21 protein-coding genes and 1 riboswitch are annotated in these 26721 nt (G+C 44.4%); of the genes, 12 read left to right on the top strand and 9 right to left on the bottom strand.

The genetic code is table 11. The features are described 5' to 3' along the window. Window positions 1–119 precede the first annotated feature (119 nt). The 5 genes from NSS87_RS01915 to NSS87_RS01895 all read left to right on the top strand — a co-directional run bounded on the left by NSS87_RS01915 (window position 120) and on the right by NSS87_RS01895 (window position 4444). Window positions 120–1094, top strand: a complete 975-nt coding sequence (locus NSS87_RS01915) for an aldo/keto reductase (RefSeq protein WP_339248400.1) — start codon at window positions 120–122, stop codon at window positions 1092–1094. 394 nt (window positions 1095–1488) lie between these two features. Then, window positions 1489–2658 (top strand): hypothetical protein, encoded by a 1170-nt coding sequence (locus NSS87_RS01910; RefSeq protein ID WP_339244443.1) that lies wholly within the window; start codon window positions 1489–1491, stop codon window positions 2656–2658. Window position 2659: 1 nt separating this feature from the next. Continuing rightward, window positions 2660–3247, top strand: coding sequence for a signal peptidase I (locus NSS87_RS01905; protein WP_149646254.1), 588 nt, complete (start codon window positions 2660–2662; stop codon window positions 3245–3247). Between the two features lie 92 nt (window positions 3248–3339). Continuing rightward, a complete protein-coding gene (locus tag NSS87_RS01900; protein WP_042184288.1) occupies window positions 3340–3945 on the top strand; it encodes a TasA family protein in 606 nt (201 codons plus the stop codon). Window positions 3946–4114: 169 nt separating this feature from the next. After that, complete coding sequence (locus NSS87_RS01895; RefSeq protein ID WP_042131791.1) at window positions 4115–4444, top strand: helix-turn-helix domain-containing protein; 330 nt, start codon at window positions 4115–4117, stop codon at window positions 4442–4444. A gap of 202 nt (window positions 4445–4646) precedes the next feature. Here NSS87_RS01895 and NSS87_RS01890 read toward each other — a convergent pair whose 3' ends face one another. Beyond that, window positions 4647–4802: an anti-repressor SinI family protein gene (locus NSS87_RS01890; RefSeq protein ID WP_231573373.1), complete on the bottom strand. Its 156-nt coding sequence runs from the start codon at window positions 4800–4802 to the stop codon at window positions 4647–4649. 27 nt (window positions 4803–4829) lie between these two features. Further along, window positions 4830–4914: riboswitch (cyclic di-GMP riboswitch) on the bottom strand. Window positions 4915–5385: 471 nt separating this feature from the next. On the opposite strand from NSS87_RS01890, the gene NSS87_RS01885 reads away from it, so the two are divergent. Then, window positions 5386–8253 (top strand): 2-oxoglutarate dehydrogenase E1 component, encoded by a 2868-nt coding sequence (locus NSS87_RS01885; protein WP_042184285.1) that lies wholly within the window; start codon window positions 5386–5388, stop codon window positions 8251–8253. A gap of 52 nt (window positions 8254–8305) precedes the next feature. Next, window positions 8306–9580, top strand: coding sequence for a 2-oxoglutarate dehydrogenase complex dihydrolipoyllysine-residue succinyltransferase (gene odhB, locus NSS87_RS01880; protein ID WP_339244441.1), 1275 nt, complete (start codon window positions 8306–8308; stop codon window positions 9578–9580). A 403-nt stretch (window positions 9581–9983) separates the two neighbouring features. On the opposite strand, the gene NSS87_RS01875 is transcribed toward odhB, so the two are convergent. From NSS87_RS01875 to NSS87_RS01865, 3 genes are all read right to left on the bottom strand, one after another. Continuing rightward, the gene (locus tag NSS87_RS01875) at window positions 9984–10940 is read right to left on the bottom strand and encodes a hypothetical protein (protein ID WP_339244439.1); all 957 of its coding nucleotides are present in this window, start codon (window positions 10938–10940) and stop codon (window positions 9984–9986) included. Beyond that, window positions 10901–11509, bottom strand: a complete 609-nt coding sequence (locus NSS87_RS01870; protein ID WP_052404127.1) for an RNA polymerase sigma factor — start codon at window positions 11507–11509, stop codon at window positions 10901–10903. Before NSS87_RS01870 ends, NSS87_RS01875 begins: the two co-directional genes overlap by 40 nt. Before the next feature lie 158 nt (window positions 11510–11667). Beyond that, entirely contained in the window at window positions 11668–12324 is a 657-nt protein-coding gene (locus NSS87_RS01865; protein ID WP_339244438.1) for a hypothetical protein, read from the bottom strand. A 122-nt stretch (window positions 12325–12446) separates the two neighbouring features. Here NSS87_RS01865 and NSS87_RS01860 point away from each other — a divergent pair, with 122 nt between their 5' ends. Next, a complete protein-coding gene (locus NSS87_RS01860) occupies window positions 12447–12986 on the top strand; it encodes a TetR/AcrR family transcriptional regulator (protein WP_052404126.1) in 540 nt (179 codons plus the stop codon). A 97-nt stretch (window positions 12987–13083) separates the two neighbouring features. Here the strand turns inward: NSS87_RS01860 and NSS87_RS01855 are convergent, their stop codons facing one another. The 3 genes from NSS87_RS01855 to NSS87_RS01845 form a co-directional block, all read right to left on the bottom strand. Next, window positions 13084–14334 (bottom strand): OFA family MFS transporter, encoded by a 1251-nt coding sequence (locus NSS87_RS01855; protein WP_339244437.1) that lies wholly within the window; start codon window positions 14332–14334, stop codon window positions 13084–13086. A 126-nt stretch (window positions 14335–14460) separates the two neighbouring features. After that, window positions 14461–15189 (bottom strand): LytTR family DNA-binding domain-containing protein, encoded by a 729-nt coding sequence (locus tag NSS87_RS01850; RefSeq protein WP_042184277.1) that lies wholly within the window; start codon window positions 15187–15189, stop codon window positions 14461–14463. After that, window positions 15186–16790 carry a sensor histidine kinase gene (locus NSS87_RS01845; protein ID WP_269321837.1) on the bottom strand — a complete coding sequence of 535 codons (1605 nt, stop codon included), beginning with the start codon at window positions 16788–16790 and terminating at the stop codon, window positions 15186–15188. The genes NSS87_RS01850 and NSS87_RS01845 overlap by 4 nt, the downstream gene beginning before the upstream one ends. Before the next feature lie 262 nt (window positions 16791–17052). On the opposite strand from NSS87_RS01845, the gene NSS87_RS01840 reads away from it, so the two are divergent. After that, entirely contained in the window at window positions 17053–17568 is a 516-nt protein-coding gene (locus tag NSS87_RS01840) for a nucleotidyltransferase family protein (protein WP_042193171.1), read from the top strand. Between the two features lie 51 nt (window positions 17569–17619). Here the strand turns inward: NSS87_RS01840 and NSS87_RS01835 are convergent, their stop codons facing one another. Continuing rightward, window positions 17620–19137, bottom strand: a complete 1518-nt coding sequence (locus NSS87_RS01835; RefSeq protein ID WP_339244435.1) for a methyl-accepting chemotaxis protein — start codon at window positions 19135–19137, stop codon at window positions 17620–17622. 244 nt (window positions 19138–19381) lie between these two features. On the opposite strand from NSS87_RS01835, the gene NSS87_RS01830 reads away from it, so the two are divergent. Continuing rightward, window positions 19382–20476, top strand: a complete 1095-nt coding sequence (locus NSS87_RS01830) for a GGDEF domain-containing protein (RefSeq protein ID WP_076299893.1) — start codon at window positions 19382–19384, stop codon at window positions 20474–20476. Window positions 20477–20647: 171 nt separating this feature from the next. Here NSS87_RS01830 and NSS87_RS01825 read toward each other — a convergent pair whose 3' ends face one another. After that, window positions 20648–23770, bottom strand: a complete 3123-nt coding sequence (locus NSS87_RS01825; RefSeq protein ID WP_339244433.1) for an EAL domain-containing protein — start codon at window positions 23768–23770, stop codon at window positions 20648–20650. A gap of 291 nt (window positions 23771–24061) precedes the next feature. On the opposite strand from NSS87_RS01825, the gene NSS87_RS01820 reads away from it, so the two are divergent. Together NSS87_RS01820 and NSS87_RS01815 are read left to right on the top strand one after the other, a co-directional pair. Then, a complete protein-coding gene (locus NSS87_RS01820) occupies window positions 24062–24205 on the top strand; it encodes a hypothetical protein (protein WP_167348483.1) in 144 nt (47 codons plus the stop codon). A 171-nt stretch (window positions 24206–24376) separates the two neighbouring features. Continuing rightward, a complete protein-coding gene (locus NSS87_RS01815) occupies window positions 24377–26704 on the top strand; it encodes a septation ring formation regulator EzrA (RefSeq protein ID WP_339244432.1) in 2328 nt (775 codons plus the stop codon). Window positions 26705–26721: the final 17 nt, after the last annotated feature.

Below are 26721 nucleotides of genomic sequence, written 5' to 3'. Positions count from 1 at the left end.
TCCTTAGGACCTCTACTCTTTTTTTCGCTTTTGCAGAGACAATAAATACCATACTAGAATCTAAGCGTGTACAATATGTACGTGTACGCAATCATATTTTCCTAGGAGGAATCACATTGTTGAGAACACTGCCTTTAAACAAGCGCGGTATACCAGCCAGCCGTATTGCTCTAGGTTGTATGGGATTTGGTGGGGGCTGGGATCATGAACCGATTACCGCCGAGAATGTTAAGCAAGGACATGCAGCCGTCGACGCAGCACTATCTATTGGTATCAATATGTTTGATCACGCAGATATTTATACCCGTGGTAAAGCCGAGAAGGTATTCGGTCAAATCTTTAAAGAACGCCCAGGACTCCGCGAAGAAATCATTATTCAATCGAAGTGCGGTATTAAGCTAATGGGGCCTGGAGACAGCTCTAATGTCTTTGACTTCTCAAGCCAGCATATTCTAAGCAGTGTAGAAGGAATATTGTCGCGACTAGGAACGGAGTATATTGATATTCTGCTGCTCCATCGGCCTGACCCCCTAATGGATCCAGAGGAAGTAGCTTCTGCTTTGCATCAATTAAAGGCAACAGGTAAAGTTCGTCATTTCGGCGTCTCCAATATGAGCGCAGCGCAGATCAAAATGCTGCAAGCCTATTGCGATGAACCTTTTATCGTAAACCAGCTACACATGAGCCTAGCCAAGCTCAGCTGGGTCGATGCTGGAATCAGTGTAAACCGTGAACCTTGGAAGGATATTACCTTTCCCGAAGGAACCCTTGAACATTGTCGAATGGAGAACATTCAGCTTCAAGCTTGGGGCCCACTCGCACAAGGCTTATTTAGCGGACGTTCATTAGAGGATCAACCAGAGAATATCGTCCAGACAGCTGCCATGGTTAAACAACTTGCAGATGAAAAAGGAACAACACCCGAAGCCATAGTGCTATCCTGGCTAATGACACATCCGGCAGCTATTCAGCCTATGATTGGGACTGTGAATCCGCAGCGCATCGCTTCCTGCGCCGATGCGGACAAGCTGGAGCTTACTCGTAAAGAATGGTATGACCTATATGTTAGTTCACGTGGTACTCGTCTTCCCTAACTGAGCCCACAATTAAACTCGCAAGAATTCTTAATAGCCTAATCGTGCCTCTCGCATGATTAGGCTATTTTTAATACATTCCCCTCCTATGCATCGTTCTCTATTGCGAATAAAAATAGATATCAAGCGATAAACCGAGATAAATAGAGATAAATTAACATTTTTGTTCTTTATAGAGCACAAACGAGACTTATTGACAGTTTTCTTTTCAATTTATTCCATGTATTATTCATTACAGAAGTTGTTCTCAATAAAGAACAACAATAACGAACAAAAGTAACTCAAGACATTGAGGGGAGGTATTCCTCTGAGACCCAGATCAGCAAAAAGAAGACCTAAACGAAAGAAACAAATCGGATTACGTGTTCTGCAATCAGGAATGGCTGTCTCCGTCTTGTTTCTGACTACCTCGCAGCAAGTGGGTAGTACCTATGGTGGTTTTGGAGCTACTACGCAAACCACTAGCACAATTAGCTTTTGCGAAGTATTTCCAAACTCGATCAAGGGGCTTCTAACAGAACTCAAAGATCATATCGAAAGAGCTACTGCTTTAAAAGGATCGCTGCAAAGCTATACCCCTTCAGGCAGTCTCTCAGACGTTTCGGGAATAGAAGGCATGACGCTGGATGAGCTTGATGTCGCAGCGCAAGAGATTTCCACACAAATCTCCGCGCTTCAATCTCAAATCGATGGCGTGAATGAGCAACTGGCCACCAACAGCCAAATTTGGAACGAAATCAATGGAGAGCTGAACGCAGCAGCAGCCGTCCTATTCCAGATTGGAGGATATATGACCTCTCTAGATTCAAACTGTCTAGAAATCAAGGATGAACAATTCTTCAGAGAGCTGCAAAGCAGCCTGAATCAAAGCGGTGTAATCTCTGAATCCCTGAATGCTTCCTTAAAGGGAGTCATCCAATATCTAAACTCCATACACGACATCGGGCTTCCATTTGCTTCGGTAGTGACCAGTGATGTATATGGACAACCCGAGTTACGCAACGAGGCGTTTCAGCAGCCGTTACCTTTCCTGATTCCTTTTAGTCAGCCGGCCGGCAATATCTCTAGCGAACTTACCTCCACTTATGAAAATCTCAATACTGAAATGAATGGTCTTAAAGAATCGGCTACTTCAGGAATCAGCAATCTTCAGAGTCAGCTCCAATTGATCAGTCAAACCCGTGAACAACAATTGGAAGCACTTGAGAAAGCCCGACTAGAGGCGCTGGAACAAACGAAGAAAGAAGAAGAACGTTTGGCACTTGAGAAAAAAGAAAAGCAAGAAGCCGAGGACAAAGCGAAAGCTGAAGCTGAGGAGAAAGCAAAATCGGAAGTGACTCCACCGACAGGTGAAGCTGCTCCAGAGAACATAAATAAAGAACAGCCTGAAGCCCCAGCCACTAACCCGGTCGTTCCGGAAATTGGTGAAGAGCTAACGATTCCAAAAGATGTACCACAGCAAGCGGTTCCTCAGGAGGCGCCAAAAGCGGAAGATACAACCACTTCCCCACCGGTAGCAACACCAGCCCCTTCGGACCCTCAACAAGTTAAAGGTGGCGAATAATATGCGGATTAAAAAAATGATCAACAATACATTATCGAGCATCATGCTTGTGATATTCATTCTGCTGGTGGTAGCCGTAGTTTTATCAAAGGCCTCCGGCGGTGAACCTGCCTTCTTCGGATACCAGATCAAATCGGTACTCTCAGGTTCGATGGAACCAGGGATTCAAACCGGATCGATTGTCGCTTTAAAACCCGGAGGAGATATGAATCGCTTCAAAAAAGGCGATGTGATCACCTTTAGAAATGAAGAAAACCTGCTCATTACTCACCGTGTTGTAGAAGCAACAATGAACAACGCTACTGGTGAAGCCATGTATCGCACGAAAGGCGATAACAATGATGCGCCTGATATGAACCCTACCAGTTCCACGAATGTTGTAGCTGAGTATACCGGGGTCACCGTACCTTACGTAGGTTACGCTATGAATTTCGCAGTTTCCAAAGCTGGAAGTGTCATGCTCATGATCGTACCAGGCTTGATGCTCCTGCTCTATGCTCTGTATTCGTCATGGAAGGCTGTAGCTGCACTCGAAAAGAAAAATGCTGCTATACTGCCCGCCTCTCCACCCCCAACTGAAATACAGTAATTCGTTGATTGTCCGCTTCCGCTTACGAACCGGAAGTTACAATATATAACTTTTATAAAAAAAACCACAAAAACCGAGGAGGAATTTTAATTATGGGTATCAAAAAAACATTGGGTCTTGGCGTAGCATCAGCAGCACTGGGTTTATCATTGATTGGTGGAGGAACCTTCGCTTACTTTAGTGACACTGCACAAAGCACTGCTACATTTGCTGCAGGTACACTCGATTTGAACTCCGACCCTTCAGTTATCGTAAATATTCCAAACCTAAAACCAGGTGATACTGTAACCAAATCCTTCAAATTGAAAAACGATGGTTCGCTCGATATCGGATCTATTATTCTGAACACTTCCACTCAAATTACGGATGCTAAAGGTGACAACTACCTGGATTTAGCCCAATTCATTAAGGTCAAATTCCTTAGAAATAACGATAAAGGAACCGTCGTTTCTCCTGAAGATGTAGTCTATCAAACTACGCTTGCTGATTTAAAATCTCAACATCCGGATCTCGTAAAAAATACTGGTTGGGATCAACTCTTCACCGAAGCATCTGGTATTAAAGCCGGCACCAATGACAGCTTCTCCGTCCAATTCGAATTTGTGGAAAATAACCAAGATCAAAATATTTTCCAAGGCGATAGCATAACCCTGACATGGGATTTCGTAGCTAAACAAGGTGCTAAAAAAGATTACTAAGATTAATAGAATAATTTAATATAATACTCGAAGAGCAGCAGATCCTGATTCCGGAAAGCGGATAAGTAGATGCTGCTCTTCTCTTTACAATAAACTTTGTCGAATTTAATGATATTTGCTATACTAATAACAAAAATTACGGAGGGGCGTCAGCATAGTGTCACAAAATATGGGCCAACGTATCCAGCATCTCCGCCTAGAAAAGGGATTGTCCCTATCTGAGCTTGCGGACAGAGCGGATGTTGCTAAGTCGTATCTTAGCAATGTGGAGAGAAACATCCAATCCAATCCTTCAATCCAGTTTATCGAAAAGATCGCCGATGCGCTTCAGGTATCTATCCACGCTTTGCTCTATGGAGAACCTAATGATGCTGAGGAGTCACCTTTAGATTCGGAATGGTTCCGATTGGTGCAGGAAGCTATGGCCTCAGGCATAAGCAAACGCGAATTCAAGGAGTTTCTGGACTACCAGAAATGGCGCCTTGATCAGAAGGATTAATATTCCACCTGACCTGATAAGATCCTCTTCTACTCATACTATTAAACATAAGCGCCTTCGCCCTCCTAACATGGACTGCAAAGGCGTTTTATATTCTAGTAAAATATAAGGACTATTTATCTTGTATACTTTCTTATATTTTGAAAAAGGGCCCAGCGAGTTATCGCTGGGCCCTTTTTCAAAATATAACGCACTAAATGTATTACTGCACGGCTTGCACAGTCTTCTCATGAAAGAATCGACGAATTTCATCTGCCTTTATGCCAGCCTTCTTAGCTGCTAATAATAAATGTACCCACTCAACGTCTAGATCAATGACCTGCTGTTCTCTGTTGCTTCCCTGGTTGGACTTGTCCAAAAAATCTCCTCCTAAGATTTTACGTCCCCAGGCAATCCGGCTGTCATAGTATTTCTACCTTAGACCCGCGACTTTGTGCCCCTGCCTTTCGGCAGGTTTACCTTTTACTGGACCCTTTACACGAAAGGATCTACTTTGAAATATATGAAAATCGCTAACTGCAATAACATTATACTATACTAAAGTGGAAAAGTGTGTCGATTTCTGATTAGTTTTTCCATTAAAAAACAAAAAATAGAAGCGCTTTTGTGCGATATCTTGTCCTATTAACACGATACTCGTCCCATTCATAAAATTAATTAAGCCAATATAATGATACTTCCTTCCCTATTAGTTAAAAATAAGGATATTAGAATCATTTTAGTGGGCCTTAGGAATGGGTAATGAGAAGAAACAGCGTTCTTTTCATTAGAACAAGCTAACCCATACCATTTTGCGAACGTATTGGACGAAAGAATGAATTGATTACACGTGTGGAAAGTAGCACAATAAGATGAGAAATGAAACCGCAATCATCACAGCTCCAGTAAGCGTTGACACAAAATGTCACGTATGGAGTTCATCCGTTAAGGAGGATGTATTCATGGCAGCCAAAGAGCCCTATAACGAATCCATTTGGAGTAAGTATTACGGACCCAATTTAGGCTACATTCAAGAAAGATATGAACAGTTTGTGAAAGATCCTTCCACCGTAGAGAATAATTATCGCGAGCTTTTTACAAATTCGGGTCCCCCACCCCTAACACCGGATAGCGAACCGGCTCCACAGCCTCGCATTTCGGGAGACACCGAATGGCTTAGAAAGGCAGTAAGAGCTTCCAAGCTAATCGCTAATATTCGTATATATGGCCATATGGCCGCTGATATTGATCCGCTTGAGCGCGATCACAATCCCATGGCTAAATATCTTGAACTCGAAACCTATGAGCTGACTCGTGAGGATCTGCTCGCACTACCTGCCACGCTCATTTGGGAGAATGCGCCGAATGATGTGCATACCGGATGGGATGCAGTTCAGCGTATGCGTCAGGCTTACACCAAGACAATCGCCTATGAATTCGGGCATGTGCATGAAGAACAAGAACTGAAATGGTTGAACAGACAGGCAGAATCCACAAGCTCACCAGCGCCTTTAAATAATGCAGAACGTAAAGAGCTGCTAAACCGCCTGATCCAAGTAGAGCAATTTGAAACCTTCCTTCACAAAACCTTTGTGGGTCAGAAGCGTTTCAGCTTGGAAGGCAATGACGCACTCGTACCGATGCTGGATGAAATCGTACGCGCTGCTGCGCATGACGGCGCAGAGCATATTCTGATGGGCATGGCGCATCGTGGTCGCCTCAACGTTCTTGCACATATTTTGGGCAAACCTTATGACATTATATTTTCAGAGTTTCATCATTCTCCGAACAAGGAGCTTTTCCCTTCCGAAGGCTCTACAGGCATTAACTATGGCTGGACGGGTGATGTGAAATACCATCTGGGTGCAGATCGCGCTGTCCGTGAAGGAGAAACCGTACGCACAAGAATAACACTAGCGAATAACCCAAGTCACTTGGAATTCGTCAATCCTGTCGTGGAAGGCTTCACTCGTGCTGCTCAAGAAGATCGGAGCACAGCCGGATTGCCGAAGATTGATACCAGTAAAGCTATGGCGGTACTGATGCATGGCGATGCTGCTTTTCCAGGTGAAGGGATTGTTGCAGAAACACTTAATATTGGCAAACTTCAAGGTTATCAGAATGGCGGGACGATCCATATCATTGTTAATAACCGGATCGGCTTTACGACAGAAAGCGAAGACTCCCGTTCAACGCATTATGCGAGTGACATCGCCAAAGGATATGAAATTCCAATTATCCATGTCAATGCTGATGATCCTGAGGCCTGTATATCAGCCGTTCGTTTAGCTAGTGCATATCGCAATCAATTCAAAAAGGATTTCGTTATTGATCTCATCGGCTATCGTCGTCATGGACATAACGAAATGGATGATCCTGAAACTACACAACCTATCGTGTACGGTAAGGTACGCAATCATCCAACCGTTTACAAGGTGTATGCGGAGCGGCTACAGCGTGAAAAAATTCTTACAGCTGAAGATGTACAAAAGATGCACGTTGAAACAGAAGGCGTATTGCAACGTGCGTACGATAGTATGAAGGAAGGCAATCACAAGAAAAAAGAACCAAAGGCCTTCATTCCTCTTCATACAGATCGCTCAGCGGCAGGCACTACAGCCGTACCGATCTCCAGTCTGCAAGAGATTAATCGTGAGCTACTGAGCGTACCTGATGGATTCCAAGTCTATCCGAAACTGGAGCGAATTCTGCAGCGTCGCAAGGACGCGCTGAATGAGGGTGAAAAGGTCGACTGGGCACTCGCTGAGTCCCTCGCCTTCGCAACCATCCTGAAGGATGGAACGCCAATTCGACTTAGCGGTCAGGATGCACAGCGCGGCACCTTCGCACACCGCCATCTGGTGCTGCACGACAGCAAGACAGGAGAATTATTCTCTCCGCTTCATCAGCTAAGTAATTCTCGCGCTTCCTTTGGCGTATATAACAGTCCGCTATCTGAAGCTTCTGTGTTAGGCTTTGAGTATGGTTATAATGTGTTCGCACCAGAAACCTTCGTCATCTGGGAAGCACAATATGGCGACTTCGCCAATGCAGGTCAGGTTATATTTGATCAGTTCATTGCCGCTGGACGTGCGAAATGGACGCAGCGCAGCAATCTCGTCGTCATGTTACCGCATGGCTACGAGGGACAGGGACCCGAGCATTCCAGTGGTAGATTGGAACGCTTCCTACAGTTATCCGCGGAAGAGAACTGGACCGTTGCTAACTTGACCACTGCTTCTCAATATTTCCATGTCTTGCGACGCCAAGCTGCTTTATGTGGACAGGAAGACGCTAAACCACTGGTGATTATGACACCGAAGAGTCTCATTCGTAATCCGCGCAGCACATCTGCCGGAACTGAGCTCGCCTCCGGACAATTCCAGCCTGTGTTAGCAGAGCCCCTGCTAGGCCAGAAGCCAGGTGAGGTCAAACGTCTAGTAGTCTGCAGCGGTAAAGTAGCTATCGACATCCAAACAGAGCTAGAAGCTGCTTCAGACAAAGATTGGTCATGGCTACATGTACTGCGCCTTGAGCAACTCTATCCGTTCCCAGAACATGAACTGAGTGCTCACTTAAGCTCCTTCACATCCCTTCAGGAAATTGTCTGGGTGCAAGAAGAGCCGAAGAATATGGGCGGGTGGAGTTATACCGAACCACGGTTACGGGCCATCGCACCGCAAAACACTAGCGTGAGATATATCGGACGTCCTGAACGTTCCAGCCCTGCGAGTGGTTATGCAGATGTTCATAGCTTTGAACAGCGTAGAATTGTTTCAGAGGCCCTAAAAGCAAATTCACAAGTACAAACAGCTGTACCGTCCTCTTAAGAGGACGGTATCACAATAGCGTAAACCATTATGTTTGGGGAGGTAACGGCCTGTGTCAGAAATCTTAGTACCCGATCTGGGAGAATCTATATCCGAAGGAACCATCTACAAATGGCTGGTTAAAGAAGGCGACACGGTAGGTCAAGGTGATGTGCTTGCTGAGTTAGAGACGGATAAAGTCAATTTAGAAATTAGTGCGGAGGTGGAGGGTGTCATCTCCTCCATCCTACGTCAAGCGGGCGAGAACGTAGCCGTTGGCGAAGCCATCGGCATCATCGGAGCCGCTAGTGGCAGTACGCCGCAGGCCGCTGAGAGCAAAGCGCCTGAAGCGGCACCGGCAAGCGGCAGCGCAGCAGCCGCACCTGTAGCAGCGCCCGAAGTCGCTGTAGCGGGTGGCGAAAGCCCCGCTGCACTGGCATCGCCGGGCGCACGCAAGCTGGCACGGGAGCGCGGCATCGACCTCGGCGATGTTAGCGCCCGTGACCCTATCGGCCGGATTGGTCAGGCCGATGTGTCGGGTCACGGTGCAGCAGCGCCACAGGCCGCTGCACCGGCAGCTCCGGCGGCACAAGCCAAGCCGGAGCCAGCGAAGCCGGCAGCGAGCAAAGCCGCGCCGGAGGATGGCAAGAACGTGGAGCGCAAGCGCATGTCGCGCAGACGGCTCACGATTGCCAGCCGCTTGGTAGAAGCGCAGCAGACCGCAGCCATGCTGACCACCTTCAACGAGGTGGACATGACAGCGATCCTCGACATCCGCAAGCGCCGCAAGGATGCTTTTAAAGAGAAGCATGAAGTAGGACTAGGCTTCATGTCCTTCTTCACCAAAGCCGTGATCGGTGCGCTGAAGACCTACCCTCTGCTGAACGCAGAGATTGACGGTGAAGATCTGATCGTTAAGAAATTCTACGATATCGGTATTGCCGTTGCAGCTAAGGAAGGTCTGGTGGTTCCGGTTGTCCGTGACGCAGATCGCCTCAGCTTCCCGGAAATCGAACGTCAGATTGGCGAACTCGCTTCCAAGGCACGCGCTAATACACTTAGTCTCTCCGAGCTTCAAGGCGGTACGTTCACTATCACCAACGGCGGTGTATTCGGTTCCCTATTATCTACCCCGATTCTGAATACCCCTCAAGTAGGTATTCTAGGGATGCATAAGATTCAATTGCGTCCAATTGCGCTGGACGAAGAAAGAACCGTTAACCGTCCAATGATGTATATCGCCCTTTCCTACGATCACCGGATCGTTGACGGCTCTGAAGCGGTTAGCTTCCTCGTCAAAGTGAAGGAATTGCTGGAAGATCCAGAAGCCCTGCTGCTGGAAGGCTAACCCTGATCGATCTTTCGACTTAAGAATATAAAGAAGGTATCCCTAAAGCTTCGCATTAGGGATACCTTCTTTTATATCTGAATCAACTTTTGAGATGAAGTATTTCATAAGTACAAGGTGAATCATGAATCCCTAGGTTAGAAAGTCCGGCGTTGTCGGGGATGCTTCCTACCTTGCATATGATCTAACTGTATTTTATACACTTATTTATTTCTGATCTCCCATATCCTCTTCCTTAATTGCATTCTCTACAACTAAAATCCGTAAAAACGTTTATTTCCACTAATTTAACCAGTAATAGCTGTATTAAATACAACTACAGGGCTTATATAAAGGTATTAGTTAACTTTAATTGTATATAGTACAACTAACTTAGCGCATGCAACTACAAGACTATAAGAATCTACTTCAACAGCTCCCCAGCCAACTGTAAAAATTGCTCCTTACTCAAAATCTTATCTCCGTAGCTGCTGAGTGTATAATACGCATCCTGCTTCTCGTTATACCAATTCAGATAATCGTAGCTGACCTCTTCCTTCACTACTTTGTTATAGATCACTTCTGTGCCTGCCACCATAATCTTATCCGCTTGATTCTCAGGTTCTTGCTCCACGAACACTTTCCCGCCATGCATGATCGATGCAGAGATACCTATATAAGCGTTATCCTTGGAATAAGTAGCGCTTATCCATCCGGGCTCCGACCACGGTATAGCCATCATGAATAACTTACCGCTCCCCTTCTCTTTATTGGCTTGGACAGTAAGATCTTGTAACGTCTCCTGATATAGAGAACTGTTCTTCTCCGCATCCGTAGTCGGATGATTAGGGTTTATAACCCCATATTCAAAAGCATACCCTGCTGCCAATGCAGGAAGCATCGGCGCCCCTGTCCGTTTGATTTCCTTCAAGAAATCAGAATATGCGCCTATCCGCTGCTCTTTATACTTAAAAGACAATTCTGTTGCACCTGCATTATTGTTCACAAGATAGGCGATCAATTCTCCCGGTTTATCGAAAGCATCTACTTTCTGTGCATACTTATCATAGGAGGCTACTCCTGCAGATTCATTCGGCGCAACATGCTGAACCTTTACTACGCCTTCACTATTGCGGATCTGTATATATTCCGATGCAGCATAAGCTGTCACTGAGATCATCAGGAACAAAGCTAACATACTGGCAATTGCCGTTGTTTTATTCATCGTCTTCAGCGAGAGCGAGAACGATCGCTTTCGATCTGATATGCCACGGATATGTCCCATAACCTTCTCTTCTACATCGATCTCACCCAGAAGTTCATTCCCGGCTGAGGTATAAATTATATTTTGGTATTCATCGCTGATTGTGGTTCGTTCCATCTGATCTCCTCCTCCAATTTCATAGCTTCCTGCACCTTCCGCTTGATCCGGTTCATTCTCTTCGTCAGTGCATTGGGACTGACCCCAAGAATTTCGCTTATCTCCGCATAAGTTTTTTCCTCGAACACCCGCAGAATAAGCATATTCCTCTCTTCCAGCGACAACTGTGCTAAAGCGGCTGACAATGAGGGATTAAACAACCGATCATCCAGCTCTTGTTCAGGACTTGCAGACATAAAATCAGGCTTGAAGATACTCATGACTCGCTTTTGCAAACGCCGTCTGCGCAGCAGGTTTAAGCAATGATGATACGCGATTCGATAGAGCCATGCCGAGAAATGCATCTGCGGCTTGTATTGATGGATAGATTGATAGCCTTTTACCAAAATATCCTGAACTGCGTCCTCCGCATCCTGCTTGTTTTCTAACAAACGATAGCAATAGCGGTAGATTGGCGTTTGGAAAGCTCTAACGATAAAAGCATACCGTTCGATATTCCCCTTTTGAATACTAATGATTAACTCTTCCAGCTCCTTTGGGTCTAGCGAATCCTGTGGCGATGTAAGCACCTCCTTAACCTTTATATCTTCTATAACACTTGGGCAGCGAAAAAAGTGCCTGCTCAAAGTTTTTTAGCGTTGCGATACAAAAAAGAAAAGGCATCTGATAATGATCAGATGCCTTTTCAGTATATCTATGAAATGCTACGATTTCAGCTACAACTTTTTCATCGCGATGCTCGCATAGGGTAATAACCTCCTATATTTTTCCTGGTACGTGTAAGTAATACAATATATATAACATCGAATATGGTACAGAAAATACCACATACAAGAACCAAGGGATTATAGTTTATAACTCCCATTAAAATTGTAGGAGCAAGAGTACCAATCCATTTTGCGTATGCTAGCAGTAATGACTGTCCTTCCATACTACCTCGTTTAACGAACATCCCGATAAACATAATGGACATCAAAAGATTTTGTAAAAATGCGGAATACTGAGCTCCCATTACGAATCCAAATTCTTCTATGAACACCAACTGTAACGCAAAGCAACACACTAAAACCAATAGCAGCCATGGTGCAAATAACTTTTTGCTTAGTGCTTGTGGCCATTCTTTCTTTCCATACTTGTAAAAGGTAACGAGAATAATAATATCTAGAAAAGCCCATGATGCATTAACGTATGCTTGAATCCCGGGATTAGGGCCATGTGCCTCTAAAAATAGATCCGAGTATCCATAAATGGCTTCCCATGCAAAGTTAAGCCCTAAGGCAAAAAGTGGCATAGCATATGATTTATGCTTAAAGCCAAGTCGTATACATTCTTCGTATACGATAATCCATCCTATCCCACTTAATAACGTTAAGAATAATTCCATCAGAATTGCTTCCTCCTTTATCTAATTAGCATTGACAGGTGTCAACGTTAATTTATAATAGAGATAGCCTTTACACCTGTCAATGTTATTCGAATAAGTTAGACATAAAGGAGAATCTGTCAATGTATACAAGAAACAATCCGATTGCCTTACAGTCCCAAAAAATGATTACGGACGCGCTCCTCTTACTCATGGAGAATAAAGAATTTTCCAAAATAAATATTAAAGAACTATGCGATAAGGCACTTGTTTCAAGACAAACCTTTTATTCATTGTTTAAATCAAAGGAACAGGTTATTGAATTATATTTTGACAAGCTGTTTGCTGACTATGTACAACCATTCGAAGAAACAAAAGAAAGCACTGTCAGCGAAGTATGTAATTCAGCTATTTCCTATCTTATTAGTAAAAAGAATTTTATTAGTTTACTTGTAAGAAATAATCTGAACTATATTATGATCCATAAATTTGAGCAGTATCTGATTCAATTTGGAAACATCATAAATGCACCACAGCGCGAAGATCAAGAATATGCTATGGCCTTTATATCAGGTGCACTAGTTGAAGTGATTGCTCGCTATATCAAAAATAACGCCTCTGACAGTCCTACAGAAATTTCAATGCTAGTGGAGCAAATTATTACAGGAAGATACTTCAGATAATCTTATTAGTCAGCTCAAAAAATGCACCCCTTAGAATGACATTAGATTTACCCGGAGGCTGTTCCAATGTCTATTCTAAGAGGTGCACTTGATAAGGTTAAGCCGTCCGTTCTGTAGCTTTGAGCCGAAGCGCTTTCTTCTCTTTCGCTTTCTCCACCGGCGGTTTTAGCGAAATCGCGATGATGCAGGCCAGAAGACACAAGAGACCAAAGATCACGAAGGTAGGTTTAAACCCGCCCAGGAAGACGGCGATGAACGAACCGGAAAGGGCTCCAATACCGAAACCTTGATATACGATTCCATAGTTCTTACTGTGATTCTTAAGACCAAAGAAGTCACTGACAATTGCCGGGAACACTGTAATGTTACCCCCGAAGCAGAATGCAATGGCAGCTACACAAGTGAAGAACAGTCCGAAATTCAGCGTCGCATAGCTAAGGGTCAACATAGCGGCTGCCGTTACTGCAAGCGAAGCGCCTACCAGCTTCAAGCGGCTCATTTTGTCAGACAAGGCACCCAAGATCAAACGTCCTGCTGTATTAAAAATTGCGATCATCGCTACCGCATTAGCTGCCGTCTGTACATCAAGTCCAGCCAGCTGCACACCGATGTCTTTTACAATACCGATCAAATACAGACCACACATACAAGCGGTAAAGAAAATAATGAATAACAGATAAGCTTCTTTCGTGCGTAGCATTTCTTTTACCGTGTAGTCTTTTGGTTTAGCGATAGTCGATGTTGCTGTTGCACCCAGTGATGCCGCTTGTACTGGAGCTTCTCTGACGAGTAAGGAACCGATTACAATCATCACCATAACAATCATGCCCCAATACATAAACGTATTAGACACACCCACCGAGTCGATCAAACTACCATTGATATATTTAAAAATCAAGCTCCCCGTTCCGTAAGCACCCACGGACACACCGGAGATTAAGCCTTTATTATTCGGAAACCATTTAATTAAGTTAGATAATGAAGTGATATAAGCTGTTCCGTCTGCAAAACCAACGATTACACCAGCCAATACATAGAACATTAGAAGCGAATTCGCCTGAGAGCTAAGAATCAATCCTAGACCAAGCACAATCCCTGCGGCGGCAGTTAACCGGCGAAGACCAAAACGATCCTGCAATTTCCCTGCAAACAAAGTCGCAAAAGCGAGTGCAAAGCTCGTGATCGAAAACGTAATCGAAACAGAATTAAGCTCCCACCCGAATTTTGTTACCAGATGTGCATTGAACAAGCTCCATGTATAAATGGTACCTAGACCCATCTGCATAATTACTGTTCCTAATACGATAAGCCACCGTTTGGCGTTTTTGTTGTCCATCGTCGAAGTCATGGTCTATTCCTTCTTTCCCTCTCGTGATCTGCTACAAGAGCTTCTATTGCCTCTTTATTGTAGCTAAACCAGCGGATGTTGAGAGAAATCTGGCATGAGATGACGAAAATGAAGAATGAACTGCATTTATAGGCGCATGATCTGCCTGAATTCCTTTACCTTGCTTCGACTTACCGGCACCTCAAACTCCAAATCATGCAGGCGCAGCAAGTATGTATTGTTGAACCAAGGGATGATTTCCTTGATTTTGGACAGGTTAACGATATAGGAACGATGGCAGCGGAAAAAACGATCCTCCGGCAGTCGATTATAAAAATCGCTGATGCTGAGCGCCATACTATATTCCTCACCTTTAGTTATTACGCTCGTACTTTTCTCTTGTGCGGAGGCGTAATAAATATCATCAGCATTCACTACGATAATCTTCTCATTTTTCCACAGATTCACCTTATCACTTACTGGATTACGTTCCTCTTCCCCCTGTCTTCCGCGAGCAGCGAACGCCCCCTCTAGCTTGTGCAGCATAGCCTTAATGCGAACCTCGCTGTAAGGTTTAAGAATATAGTCAAACGCTTCAATCTCAAACGCCTCAGCGGCATGCTCCTTATACGCAGTAATAAACACTATATAAGGTTTTACCGAGAATCTGCTAATATTCTGAGCCAGCAGGACTCCGTCAATCGAGGGAATGTTAATGTCCAGGAAAATCACATCTACCGTCTCAACCTGTAAAAATTTTAGTGCATCCAGCCCATCTTCAAATTGTGCAGCAATGTCGATTCCACTGTGAGTCTCTATTAAATAAGCCAGTTCCTGTCTCGCTAGCTCTTCATCCTCCACGATAATTGCTCTCATAGGCCCTCCTTTTTGACATCAAAATAAATGTTCGTCCCTTTATCGAGCCTCTGAATCGTAAGACCAGTTCCATAGATGAGCTTGACCCGTTGATGTACATTAAACAGTCCGATCTTATTCTCCGGCATATCGCCAGCATAGACCTTCTCTATGGTTTCTTCGCTGATGCCAGCTCCGGTATCCCGAATGCCAACTCGCACATTATCGCCTTGATCTTTTACAGAAATCGTTACGGTTCCCGTCCCTCGTACCTTCAGTATGCCATGTATGATCGCATTCTCTACAAGCGGCTGAATGATTAGACTCGGAATCCGAACCTGAACCTCATCAATATCATAGAGGACATTAAGCCGGCTTCCGAAGCGCGCTTTTTCAATCTCTACGTATTGTTGAACCTGTTGTAGCTCGCGCTTAATATCAATGAATTCATCCGTCAGCTCCAGATTGTATCTCATATAACCGGACAGATTCACGATCAGCTCGCGCGCCTTATCCGGGTTAATCCGAATCGAGGACGCAATCGCGTTCAGCGCATTGAACAGAAAGTGTGGGTTAATGCTTGTCTGCAGCGCCTTTAGCTCCGCTTTGTTCGCCATTTCTTTAATGCCCTCAACCCGCGATACTTCCATTAGTGTAGAGATCATTTGCGACAAACCTACAGCCATAGCTTGTAGAGAATAAGTGATCTTGTGGGCTCTGGTGTAATAGATTTTGAGCGCTCCCGTCACTTCACCTTTTTCCTTCAATGGAATAATAATCAGCGATTTAATCTCCGGATTCACATAATCACTATCGTCGTTACGGATCGTAATTTCACCACTGGACAACGTCACTTTAGTTTCTTCACTTATAATTTCATTGGTCGTAGTATAATCCTCTTCTCCAACACCAACGTAAGCGAGAATGAGTCTTGTATCCGAAATAGCTACAGCATCTGCACCGATATCTTCTTTGATAATTTGGCAGATGGTACGAAGCGACTCGGGATTAATATTGCGAAAATAAGGCAAGGTCTTATTGGCAATATCCAGTGCCAGCTTGGACTGCTTCGCCGCAATCCGTTCCTTTTCACCTTCCACACTCTGCACTAGCATGACAATCAGACCCACACTAATCTGGCTCATAATCATCGGAAAAGCAATTTTGGACACGATATCCACACCCAGTGACGACGGTTCGGCCATCACTAGAATGAGCAGCATCGTCAGGGCTTCACAGGCCATCCCAGCCAAAATACCGGCCATCCAGCGACGTTCACCAGAAGTGCGGCGGTATATTACCCCTGACACAATCCCTGCGGTAATACTCGTAATCAGACAAGGAAGAGAGGTTACCCCTCCGATATCAATTAAAAAACGGTGAACCCCTGAGATGATGCCTGTTATGAGTCCTACCCATGGCCCGAACAAAATCCCACCAGACACGATGGCGATAATTCGCACATTCACAAGCGAGCCTTCCACATTAATGCCACTATAGGTACCGAAGATGGCAAATAAACTGAATATCGTCGTCGCTATGGCAAGCTCCTGCGGGGCGTATGTTCCTTTTTGAAAAATCTCTTTAAACCGCGGCAGACGAGTCAGCACGAACAGACACATCAGCAGTAGTGCAGCTCTTTCGAATAATTGCAGTAAAATCGTAAACGTATATTGCACGGTCTCCGCCTCCAAAGGACTAGATGTCGACTTATTATAAAGATAGTTCATGCCTCTGTCCATTCAGCCTATCCTTTAATACCTCTATTGAAACTCTTGTTGTATGATATGAACAGAATAAAAGCATACATATACGGAGGTGGGCGGTTTGCAAAAATTAGAACACGAGGCAGATATCATACAGCTTGTACAAAATGATCCCTGGATGATGGATATATTAGAAAATGCTAGATCGCTGCAGTTACCTGACTGGTGGGTTTGCGCTGGCTTTGTGCGTGCAAAAATTTGGGACACCCTTCATGGCTTCGAAGAACGGACACCTTTGCCAGATGTTGATGTTATTTATTATGACGACAGCAATCTTCAAGAGGAAGTGGAGAAGGATTGGGAGGCGAAGCTAAGAGATTTAAACCCCAATGTTCCCTGGTCTGTTAAAAATGAAGCAAGAATGCATACCGTCAATCAACTTCCACCTTATACATCAGCTGTTGATGCGATATCCAAGTTTCCGGAAACCGCCACAGCACTTGGACTCTCCTTAGATCCAACAGGTAAAATCATCCTAGTCGCTCCACACGGAATTTCCGATGTTATTCATGTAGTATTACGACCTACCCCACATTTTACTGAAAACCCAAGCTTACTCCCTATTTATGAACAACGCGTTATTAAAAAGAACTGGCAGGCGACGTGGAAACAGTTGCAGATCAGCACTACCTAAAATAACAAAAAGCAAGCCCCCAATATAGCAGGGCTTGCTTTTCTGGTTTTTTTACACCGCCAAATCGATACCTACTACACCAACGACATCTCCCTGACGATTCTTAATCGCTCTGGATAATGTAACACAAGAACGCTTCGTAATCGCTGATACATAAGGATTCGAGACATATTGACCTTCATTTATGGCCCCATTCCACCAATCACGTCGCTTGGCATTCAAGAGGCCAGCCGCTGGCTCGGAATAGATAAAGGTCCCATCCGTCCGATTGGACCAAATGGCTTCTACATCCGGAATTTTTTTAATGTAAGAGGTCAAAACACCTTGATGAACTTCAGTATCCGGGTCGTACAGTTCTTCCTTAGCTGAAATTGTCTCCAAGAGACTCTGCATTTCTTGAAGCCGGGCTGCATATTGGCTCATCTCGATTTCTTCTCGGGCTGCTATGCTGGTAACCGATTGCTGCAACGATTGCGACTCCGCTAACAGATTAGCGCTGACTTCGTTCAGCTGCCCGATCTGGCTCCGCTGCCGTGTCACCTGTTCCAGCGTAAGATCGACATTGGCAATCGTCTCATTCACGATAGCCACTGCCCCACTCAGCTCCGTCGTCACTTCAACAATCAGCTTGCTCTGCTTCGCGGCAGCATCGATGGTTTCTGTTACGGCGCTGCCTACCTCATCGACTCTCGTCGCGATATCATCGAGTCGAAGCTTCACAGTGCCGACCTCGTTCACCCCACGTTCTACTGAAGCTTGCTCTTTCGTCACGGATTCCAGCACCTGCTGTACTCCGTTATTAATGTCGAGCAAGATGCCAGAGGAACGGTCTACCGAGCTCTTGCTTTGATCAGCCAGCTGCCGAATCCGGCTGGCCACCACCGCAAATCCACGGCCCTGTTCCCCCGCCCGGGCCGCTTCTATGGAAGCATTAAGCGCTAGCAGTGAGGTCTCATTCACAATTCCGTTAATAAGCGTATTGATCTCTTCTACCATCGCAATATGATTACTCAAGATAGTAAACTTAGCTAACATGTCCCCGCTCTGCATCTGTAAATCCTTCATCACAGCATCTGCGATGCTCAAGGAATCAACCATAGTTGTCATTCCTTGACGAGCATATTTCATATTTGACCCCAGTCTCTCCGTCAACTCTTCGATATGTGCGGTAACGGATGCTACTCCGCCCATTGTCTGATAAGCACCTTCAATATTAGCTTTAGCTTCGTTACTGCGAATCCGCAAATCCATCTCGTATTCATGTGAATAATCTGCTGTCTGCTGCAGCTCTTCTGTATGACGACTGATTTCTTCGAGTGCACCATGCAGTCGGTCCGAAGTAACTACAATCTCATTGCCAAGCAGCTCAACATTATTCTGCGACTCCTTCAGCAGCGCTTCTTTGCGGTAACCGTAGCGGGACAAATTCAGTGAGACCCAGCCTAGAGAAGCCATAAGCAGGATGATTACCAGCTTATGAATCCAGAACATGTCTATCAACAAACTGTAAGCACTGACAAGGAGCAACAGGACGACTACAAAAATCTGGCTAGGGCGAATCTGCATCATTATTCCCACTCCACTCGATTGATGTTATGTATTCTAACATTATATCAGCAGAGTTAATTAAAGGAAATACTTTCTATACTATTCCTTTTCGATCAGTCTTTTCACACGCAAATCCATATCCCTGGAGGACCTACACCAACGTTACCGTAATATACGAATATATTTGGAGATAATTGGTCGAGAGGGAATCCGTAATTATTGTCGAATATATAAGCAAATTGCCACTGGAAAAGAGGAACACATTATGCATACTACATCTCAAACTCCTCGTCAGACCCATTGGAATCGCGTGCTGCTTAATGCATTCTGGATCATCCTGATTGTGGATTTAAGTATTCATATGTTTGTTTCTCAATGCCTATGGGGCCAACATTCGGATACCCTAACCATGGGAGAGTTTATTACTCAGTCGCTGATTCCTGATTCCATCATATTGACTTTGATCATTATTCTGGAATTTATCTATAGATGGAAACCCTTATGGTCCGAGCTAGCTATTACAGTAGCGAGCCATTTATTTGCGCTTCTGATTATCATCAATCTCAATGATGAACTGTATGTAATGTCATTAATTATGCTGCTGCCGCTGCTTGTATCCATGATCTATATGAAGTCTAGTTATATGATAGCCTCTTCTGCTGTTTGTCTACTGTACACGATCATTTTATTCATCAAGGCATCTAATCACGGATACGTCCCCATCACCCAAACTATCATTATTGTTCTTATTTTTGCCGCTACTGCTTTAGCAGGCTTTGCAGTCATCGGTCGTGGGCGTGATTTGATGAGATCACTGGAGAACTCCGTAAAGTCAGAACAGGAATTACGCATTCAGAATATAATCATGGATCGGCTATCCAAGATCGATCCTCTGACGGACCTTTATAATCATAAGACGTTTCATGAATACTTAGGATGGCTGATCGATCATCAGCAGAGTAATCCATTTCCCATGCAGCTAGCCGTTATGGACATCGACAACTTCAAAAAAGTAAATGATTCCTATGGGCATTCCGTTGGAGATATCGTATTACAAAAGGTTGCAGCGATCCTCCTCGAGCATGTCGGTCCTGATGATTTCGCGGCTCGCTTTGGCGGGGAAGAATTTGTCGTCATTCTGACTTCTAAAACCCTTGATCATTCTCATGAGATTATGAAGCATATTCTAACGTCCATCTCCGATACCCCCTTTGCGGAAATGAACGATAAAAACGTAACCGTTAGTATCGGTATGCACGATTTTATAGGAACAGATTCCAAAAACTCTACATTTCAAAAAGCAGACGATGCACTTTACGAGGCTAAGAACACCGGGAAGAACAAAATCGTAATCAGCTAAAGACCGAACACAAGCAAAAACGCCTTCGACGTCCCTAATGGACGGTAAGCGTTTATGCGAGAAATATAAGGATAATATATAGCGTGAGACTTATAAATTCTTATATTTGAACAAATAAGCCCACGGATCTTTTCACGGGCTTGTTTGTGTTCATCTGTTTGAATCTGACTGCTAAATCCCATAGCGCCTCTGTGTTTCCAAAAGCTCTACGACTGCCTGCTTCGGCACAGGTCTGCTAATCAGGTAGCCTTGAACCTTGTCGCAGCCTAATTGCTTGAGCAAATCCATTTGAATAACCTCTTCTACACCCTCTGCTACAACTTTTAGTCCCATATTATGCCCCAACTGTATAATGGACTGCACAAAAGACTGGCTGTTAGCTTTTTCTGAGAGTGAATCAATAAAGGTTTTATCCATCTTGAGCGTTGAAATCGGTAATTGCTGCAAATAGCTAAGTGATGAGTAGCCCGTTCCGAAATCATCCAAGGCGATACTAATGCCCTTAGATTTAAGAAACTGCAGCTTACCCAGAATACTCTCAAATGATTTCATAAAAATAGACTCCGTGATTTCCAGCTCAAGACAGCTTGGATTTAGGCCACTTACTGCCAGACTATCCTGTACCATCTCGATAAAATCGTTCTGGAATAGCTGAATAATCGAAATATTGACCGATATTTTATAAGGAATACCTGTACGATCTTGAATACCTTTCATAAAGATGCAAGATTCACGAAGCACCCATTCACCAATATCGATGATTAGTCTGGAATCCTCAGCAATTTTTATAAACGAAAGTGGAGATACAGAACCAAGCGATGGGCTGTTCCAACGAATTAATGCTTCAAAGCCTGAGATGAATCCGGATTCGATATCCATCTGGGGCTGATAGTTCAGTTCAAATTCATTATTGTTCATTGCACTGCGCAAATGTTTCTCTATATTCATTCGTTCATTAAACGCTGTATGCATCGATTTGTTATAGACTACATAAGTTCCCTTGCCATCCTCTTTAGCACGGTACATCGCCACATCCGCATTACTCAAAATTTGCTCGGCAGTCTCCCCATCCTCTGGATAAAAGGAAATTCCGATGCTTAGCGAGACGTATAGATTACTCTCTCCTATTAAAAAGGACTGCCTGAACGCTCTCATTATATGCTCTGCCAGATTCAATACAGCCTCACGGTCCTCTGTATCCTTAATAAAAATGACAAATTCATCTCCACCTAGCCGTGAGAGCATATCTCCTTCCCGCATCAGTGACTGCAATCTCTCACTTGCCTTCCGGATGAGTACATCCCCGGATTTATGACCTAAGGTATCGTTGATGTATTTGAAATTATCTGAATCTAAAAACAGTAGTGCAAATTTCCCTCCCGGATGCTTTAGATACTTCTCCATGGTCTCCAGCAGACATAAACGGTTAGGTAAGTTACTAAGCGCATCCACATAAGCCAGACGATGCATATGTTTCTGATTGTCTAGAAGCATATTATATTGTACCAGAAGCTCCTGTTGAGTGGTCGTGAGCTGCTCATAGGTCGCCCCAAGTTCTTGGTAGCTGTTGCTCAAATTAAGCTCCGCTTGCTTCCGCTCGCTGATATCAATCAAGGAGCCCATAAATAATAGAACTTCATCCTTTGGATTAACGGTAGCCTTACCCCTAACTTCAAACCACACGATTTGATTGTCTTTGGTAATCATGCGGAACTCCGTTTCGAAAATAGGTGTAACACCCTCCAGGTGATCATGTTTAAGCTTACGGGTTGAAGCTATGTCATCGGGATGAACAATACTAAAAGCTCCCTCTTCAAACGAGTTGATTTCATCCTTCGTGTAACCTATGAGGTCATACCATCGGTCTGATAAATGAAATCGTCTCGCCTCCAAATCAAACTCCCACATATATGCACCAGAACCTTCTGTGGTGAGCCGGAAACGTCGTTCACTGATTTGAAGCCTATTAAATTGTTCCTGTAGATCGACCTCTGTCGCTGAGAGCTCTTCGTATGTAGCTTCCAATTCCTTATAACTTAGCTGTAGCCTCAGCTCATTTTGTTTACGATTATCGATATCCACACCTACAAGTACAAAGATATCGGCTGCTTGCTTATCAAGTCCTTTTAATAAGGCTGTCCGGAATGAGAAATATCGCGCTTCAGATGACTGGTCTGGGAGCTTAATTTCTACGTTGTTGACATATTCATTCCGTATTGCCCGCATCAAAAGATCACGGATTGCAGCCGTACTACCTTTTAGACCATCGATATCGTCAATATTTACTCCCAGCACCTCTTTTTCGCTTAAACCCGTCATCCGCTCAGCAAACTTGTTAAACCGTACTACCTTTTTATCTGCCTGCACCGCCCAAACTACCATGCCACTATGCTCTATAACATCCTCAAAAAATTGATGCTCTGAATAAACAGCACGCCGTAAACGATTAATATTCATTTTAAGCAGGACTCCACCCAGCATAAGAAGACAGAATAGAAGGATTGCTCCGTAAACCCATCTTTTGTGGATCATGCCTTTATAATAATCAGAATGAACGAAGAAATAGTTCTGGTACAATTCTTCAAAAGCACCCGAATGCTGTAATTCCACTAATCTCTCGTTAACATAAGAAACTAACTCCGGTGTAGACTTATTGATTGCAAAAGCCACATCCCTGGGATAAAGATCATTCATTTTCTTAATAATACTGTCCGTCTTCCCCTGTTCAACGAGCAGATAATCGACCACCTCCTGATTCTCAAATAGAAGGTCAATCTCCCCTTTTTCTAAAGCCTCCAAGGCTTCAGGAATCGTTGCATATTCTACGTAATCATTAATTCCCAGTTTCCCGTTCAGTACTGTTTCAGAATACTGCCCGTTTCCTAGACCTATCTTATAACCTCCAAGCTTATTTAAATCGATCTCACCCTTAAGCCCTCGCCTTGCGTAGATTGAAATATAGCTTTTGAAAACAGGTTCCGAAAATAACAACTCTTGTTTTCGTCCTTCCGTTACTGCCATTAGACCCGCTGTTTCGATATCTCCCTGAACGAGGCGATTATATACATCAGGCCACTTCCCTGTACTGTAGTGGACATCGTAATCCTGCTTCTCAAAGATCATATTACTCAATTCAATATCAAAACCAGTCATGTACCCATCTTTTATATATTTATAAGGTGGATATTCCAGCTCTACTTGATATTCGATCTCCTTTCTTTCGGCGTGAATGGCAGTAGGAGGTAAGAGCATAAATAGAATGCTAATCAGAAGCAACAGTCTGCACTGCTTCATCGCTCATCCCCCCTTTTTACTGAATTTACAGTAATATCCTAAATGTTATTCGACAAAATATGGCAATACCCCTGCTTTTTCTTTCCTCGTCACATAATATACGCAAATCCCAGCAATGAACCCTTCCCTTTGTAAATTATATAAAATTACGGATGCTACATTTTTATATTGCTTTTTAGATGGAAAATGTGGATAATAGCAATAATGATACAAGTTGATAATGATTATCATTATTAAATAAGTTATTGATTTCACTTTACAATATTTAAGTTAAAAGGAGACTGATCACCCATGAACGTTACCTCTACCCGAACAACACTACAGGTTGACGATTATCTGGATCTGCTCAATCTTGCCGTTAAAGTTGGAGATTTAAAATGGCAAAAAGAAATTAAATCCAGATTGCAATACATTCTTTGTCTGCCGACAAGATAATCTTTCTGAATATTCGCCGCATTCCTTTAGGGAATGCGGCTTTTTTTGCTTGTATGATTGGCAGCCATGTAAGAATAGGAGTATCCCCGCGTCACGTGAGGGTTAATGATATAGTATAATTATCAGCATAATATATTGAATACAAAGTCCTTCAGATTGGAGCGTGTCAGCTTGAAAAAGTATTTAGCTTTATTCTTATTGATCAGCGTGTTATGGATACCCGTTGCATACGCCGCCGAAATCCCTGCTCAACAGGGATTAGTAACCGATAAAGCTGGAATGTTTAGTTCCGCAGAAGCGACGTCCATTTCTGCTGCTGCCACTGGAGATCTCGTTACTATGCATGTACTCACCGTAGATTCCTTAAACGGTACTCCGGCCGATAGATACGCCGAGGATACTTACGCCTCATGGGGACTGTCCACTCGCGATATTCTCTTGCTGATCTCTGCTGGCGATCAGTCCATTGAACTTAATTTTAACAATCCTGGCTTTCAAACCTCGTTAAATGCCTGGTCCCAAAATCAGGGAGGGAAATCAGGAAGTGCTGCCATTACAGCGCTGCTTGATACTTATTTCATCCCTTATGCCAGAGAAGGAGACTTCGCTGGAGGGACAAAGGCTTTAATTAAAGCGGTCCATTCCATCGGGGAGAGTACCGGAAATGCTGGAGGAAGTGCAGGAAGCGGTAGCGCAGTTGGCAGTACGAATAGCGGTTCAGGGAACGGAACCTCCGGTAAACCTGGGAATTCGGTCAGTACAGGAAGCAGCTCCAGTAGCTCCATGTTTACGATTGCCGCCATTCTAATCGGAATCGTACTAATACTACTTGTGCTATTTATTGTGATCACAGGTCTACGTCGACGCAAACAGCTAAACGCACAACAAGAGCAGTTATCCGATTTGCTAGTACGGGCGAATCGAGCATTGGAGTCATTAAAGCCATTTCAAGGGATCGTTCAGGGAAAAACCGAGGTACTGGTAGAAGGCATTTCAAAACGACTCTCTGCAAAGCTCGTTGAAATCTCTTCACTGCAAAATGATGGGCAAGGTGTACAGCCACCCTTTTATCGTTTGACTGCCCTTAAGGCAGCCGTGGAACAATTACAGCAGACAGAGGACTCCTTCCGCGCAGCGCTTGAGGAGGAAGAGAAGAACATTGCTGTCATCAGTGAAGCTGATCGCAATGTTAAACAACGAATTACAGAGCTGAAAGAGGATGCACCAGAGCTTGAAGAGCAGCTACAAGGTGCGGTTAAAGAAACTGGCTATGCACTTCAAGAAATTGTAGAAGAGCTCAAGGAGCTTGCCGAGGAGACCTCAAAGGCAGATCAATTGGAGCTTTTTGACCCTATCGCCGCACAAGAAATTACCGAGAATGCACAAGATCGCCAAGAAAAGATTGAACAAGACCTGAAGGATGTCGATCTCTACGATGATAAGCTAAACCAGTTCCCTACGGTATTAGCTGCAGCCCGTACCAAAATCACAAACATCATCGAGCAGAATTCACTTCACAACATGAAGGTAAAACCATTTGACCGTCTGGAGCAGGCCCGCACAGAATCGCTGACGCTTGAAGCGCCGCTGCGTGTTGGAGATATGGATGAGGTGCGCAAGATTGGCGCCACTCTTGACCTTCTCCTGGATGAGGCTGTTGCTATGACAGAACAACAAGCACTCCTTCGGCAGAACAACCGCAGAGATTTAGAGACATTCCGCACCGAATGGAGCCAATTAAAACAGCGGCGAGACGGACTGCAAAGCCAGATTACCGAAGCACGTATGTATTTTGAAGAACAACATGTATCAACTGTGGAGAACATCCTTACAGAGTGGAGTACACGCCTTCGGGAAGGTGCTAGTGAAGTAGCGCAGATTGAGAATTGGACCAGTGATGAGCGCGGCGAATATGATAAGGCCCACAATGCGCTAGAACAGTTGCTATCCCTCCTAGATGAAGCTGCAAGGCAGTTCGATGGTGTCTCAGAAAGTCTAAATGCACTTCATGAAAGACTGGATAAGGTCACTCGCCTCTTTTCCGAAGGGCAAAGCCGGGTGGAAACGACCCAACGAATGCTGCATAGCAGAGGGTTATCTTCTAGAATTCACTTCGAGCTATCCTTACTGCCGGAATACAGTGCACTGGATCATCGCCTGGCATCCCGGCCTTATAATCTTGAGGAACTGGAGTCCCTTGGCCGTTCTTATGATTCACAGATCACTTCCTTTGTGAATGAAGCGAACCGACTCGTTCGTCAGAAGGAAGAAGAAGAACGATTAGCTCAATTAGCTATGATGAGAGAACAGCAACGTCGCGCGCAGGCTCGCAAGCGAATGTCCTCTGGCCCACCTTCATCAGGTGGATTCGGTGGAGGACGCTCCTCCGGTGGCTCCTCCTGGGGTGGCGGCGGCAGCGGTGGCAGATCCTCCGGCGGATCTTCTTGGGGCGGCGGAGGGAAGTCCGGCCGAAATTCATCAGGCGGATCCAAGTGGTAGACTATCTCCAAACAAAA

Origin of the sequence: Paenibacillus sp. FSL F4-0243 (assembly GCF_037963295.1) — a bacterium.
In the GTDB taxonomy this organism is placed as follows: domain Bacteria; phylum Bacillota; class Bacilli; order Paenibacillales; family Paenibacillaceae; genus Paenibacillus_AQ.
Note: the sequence above shows the minus strand (reverse complement) of the source record. Positions and strands in the feature narration are given on the sequence as shown.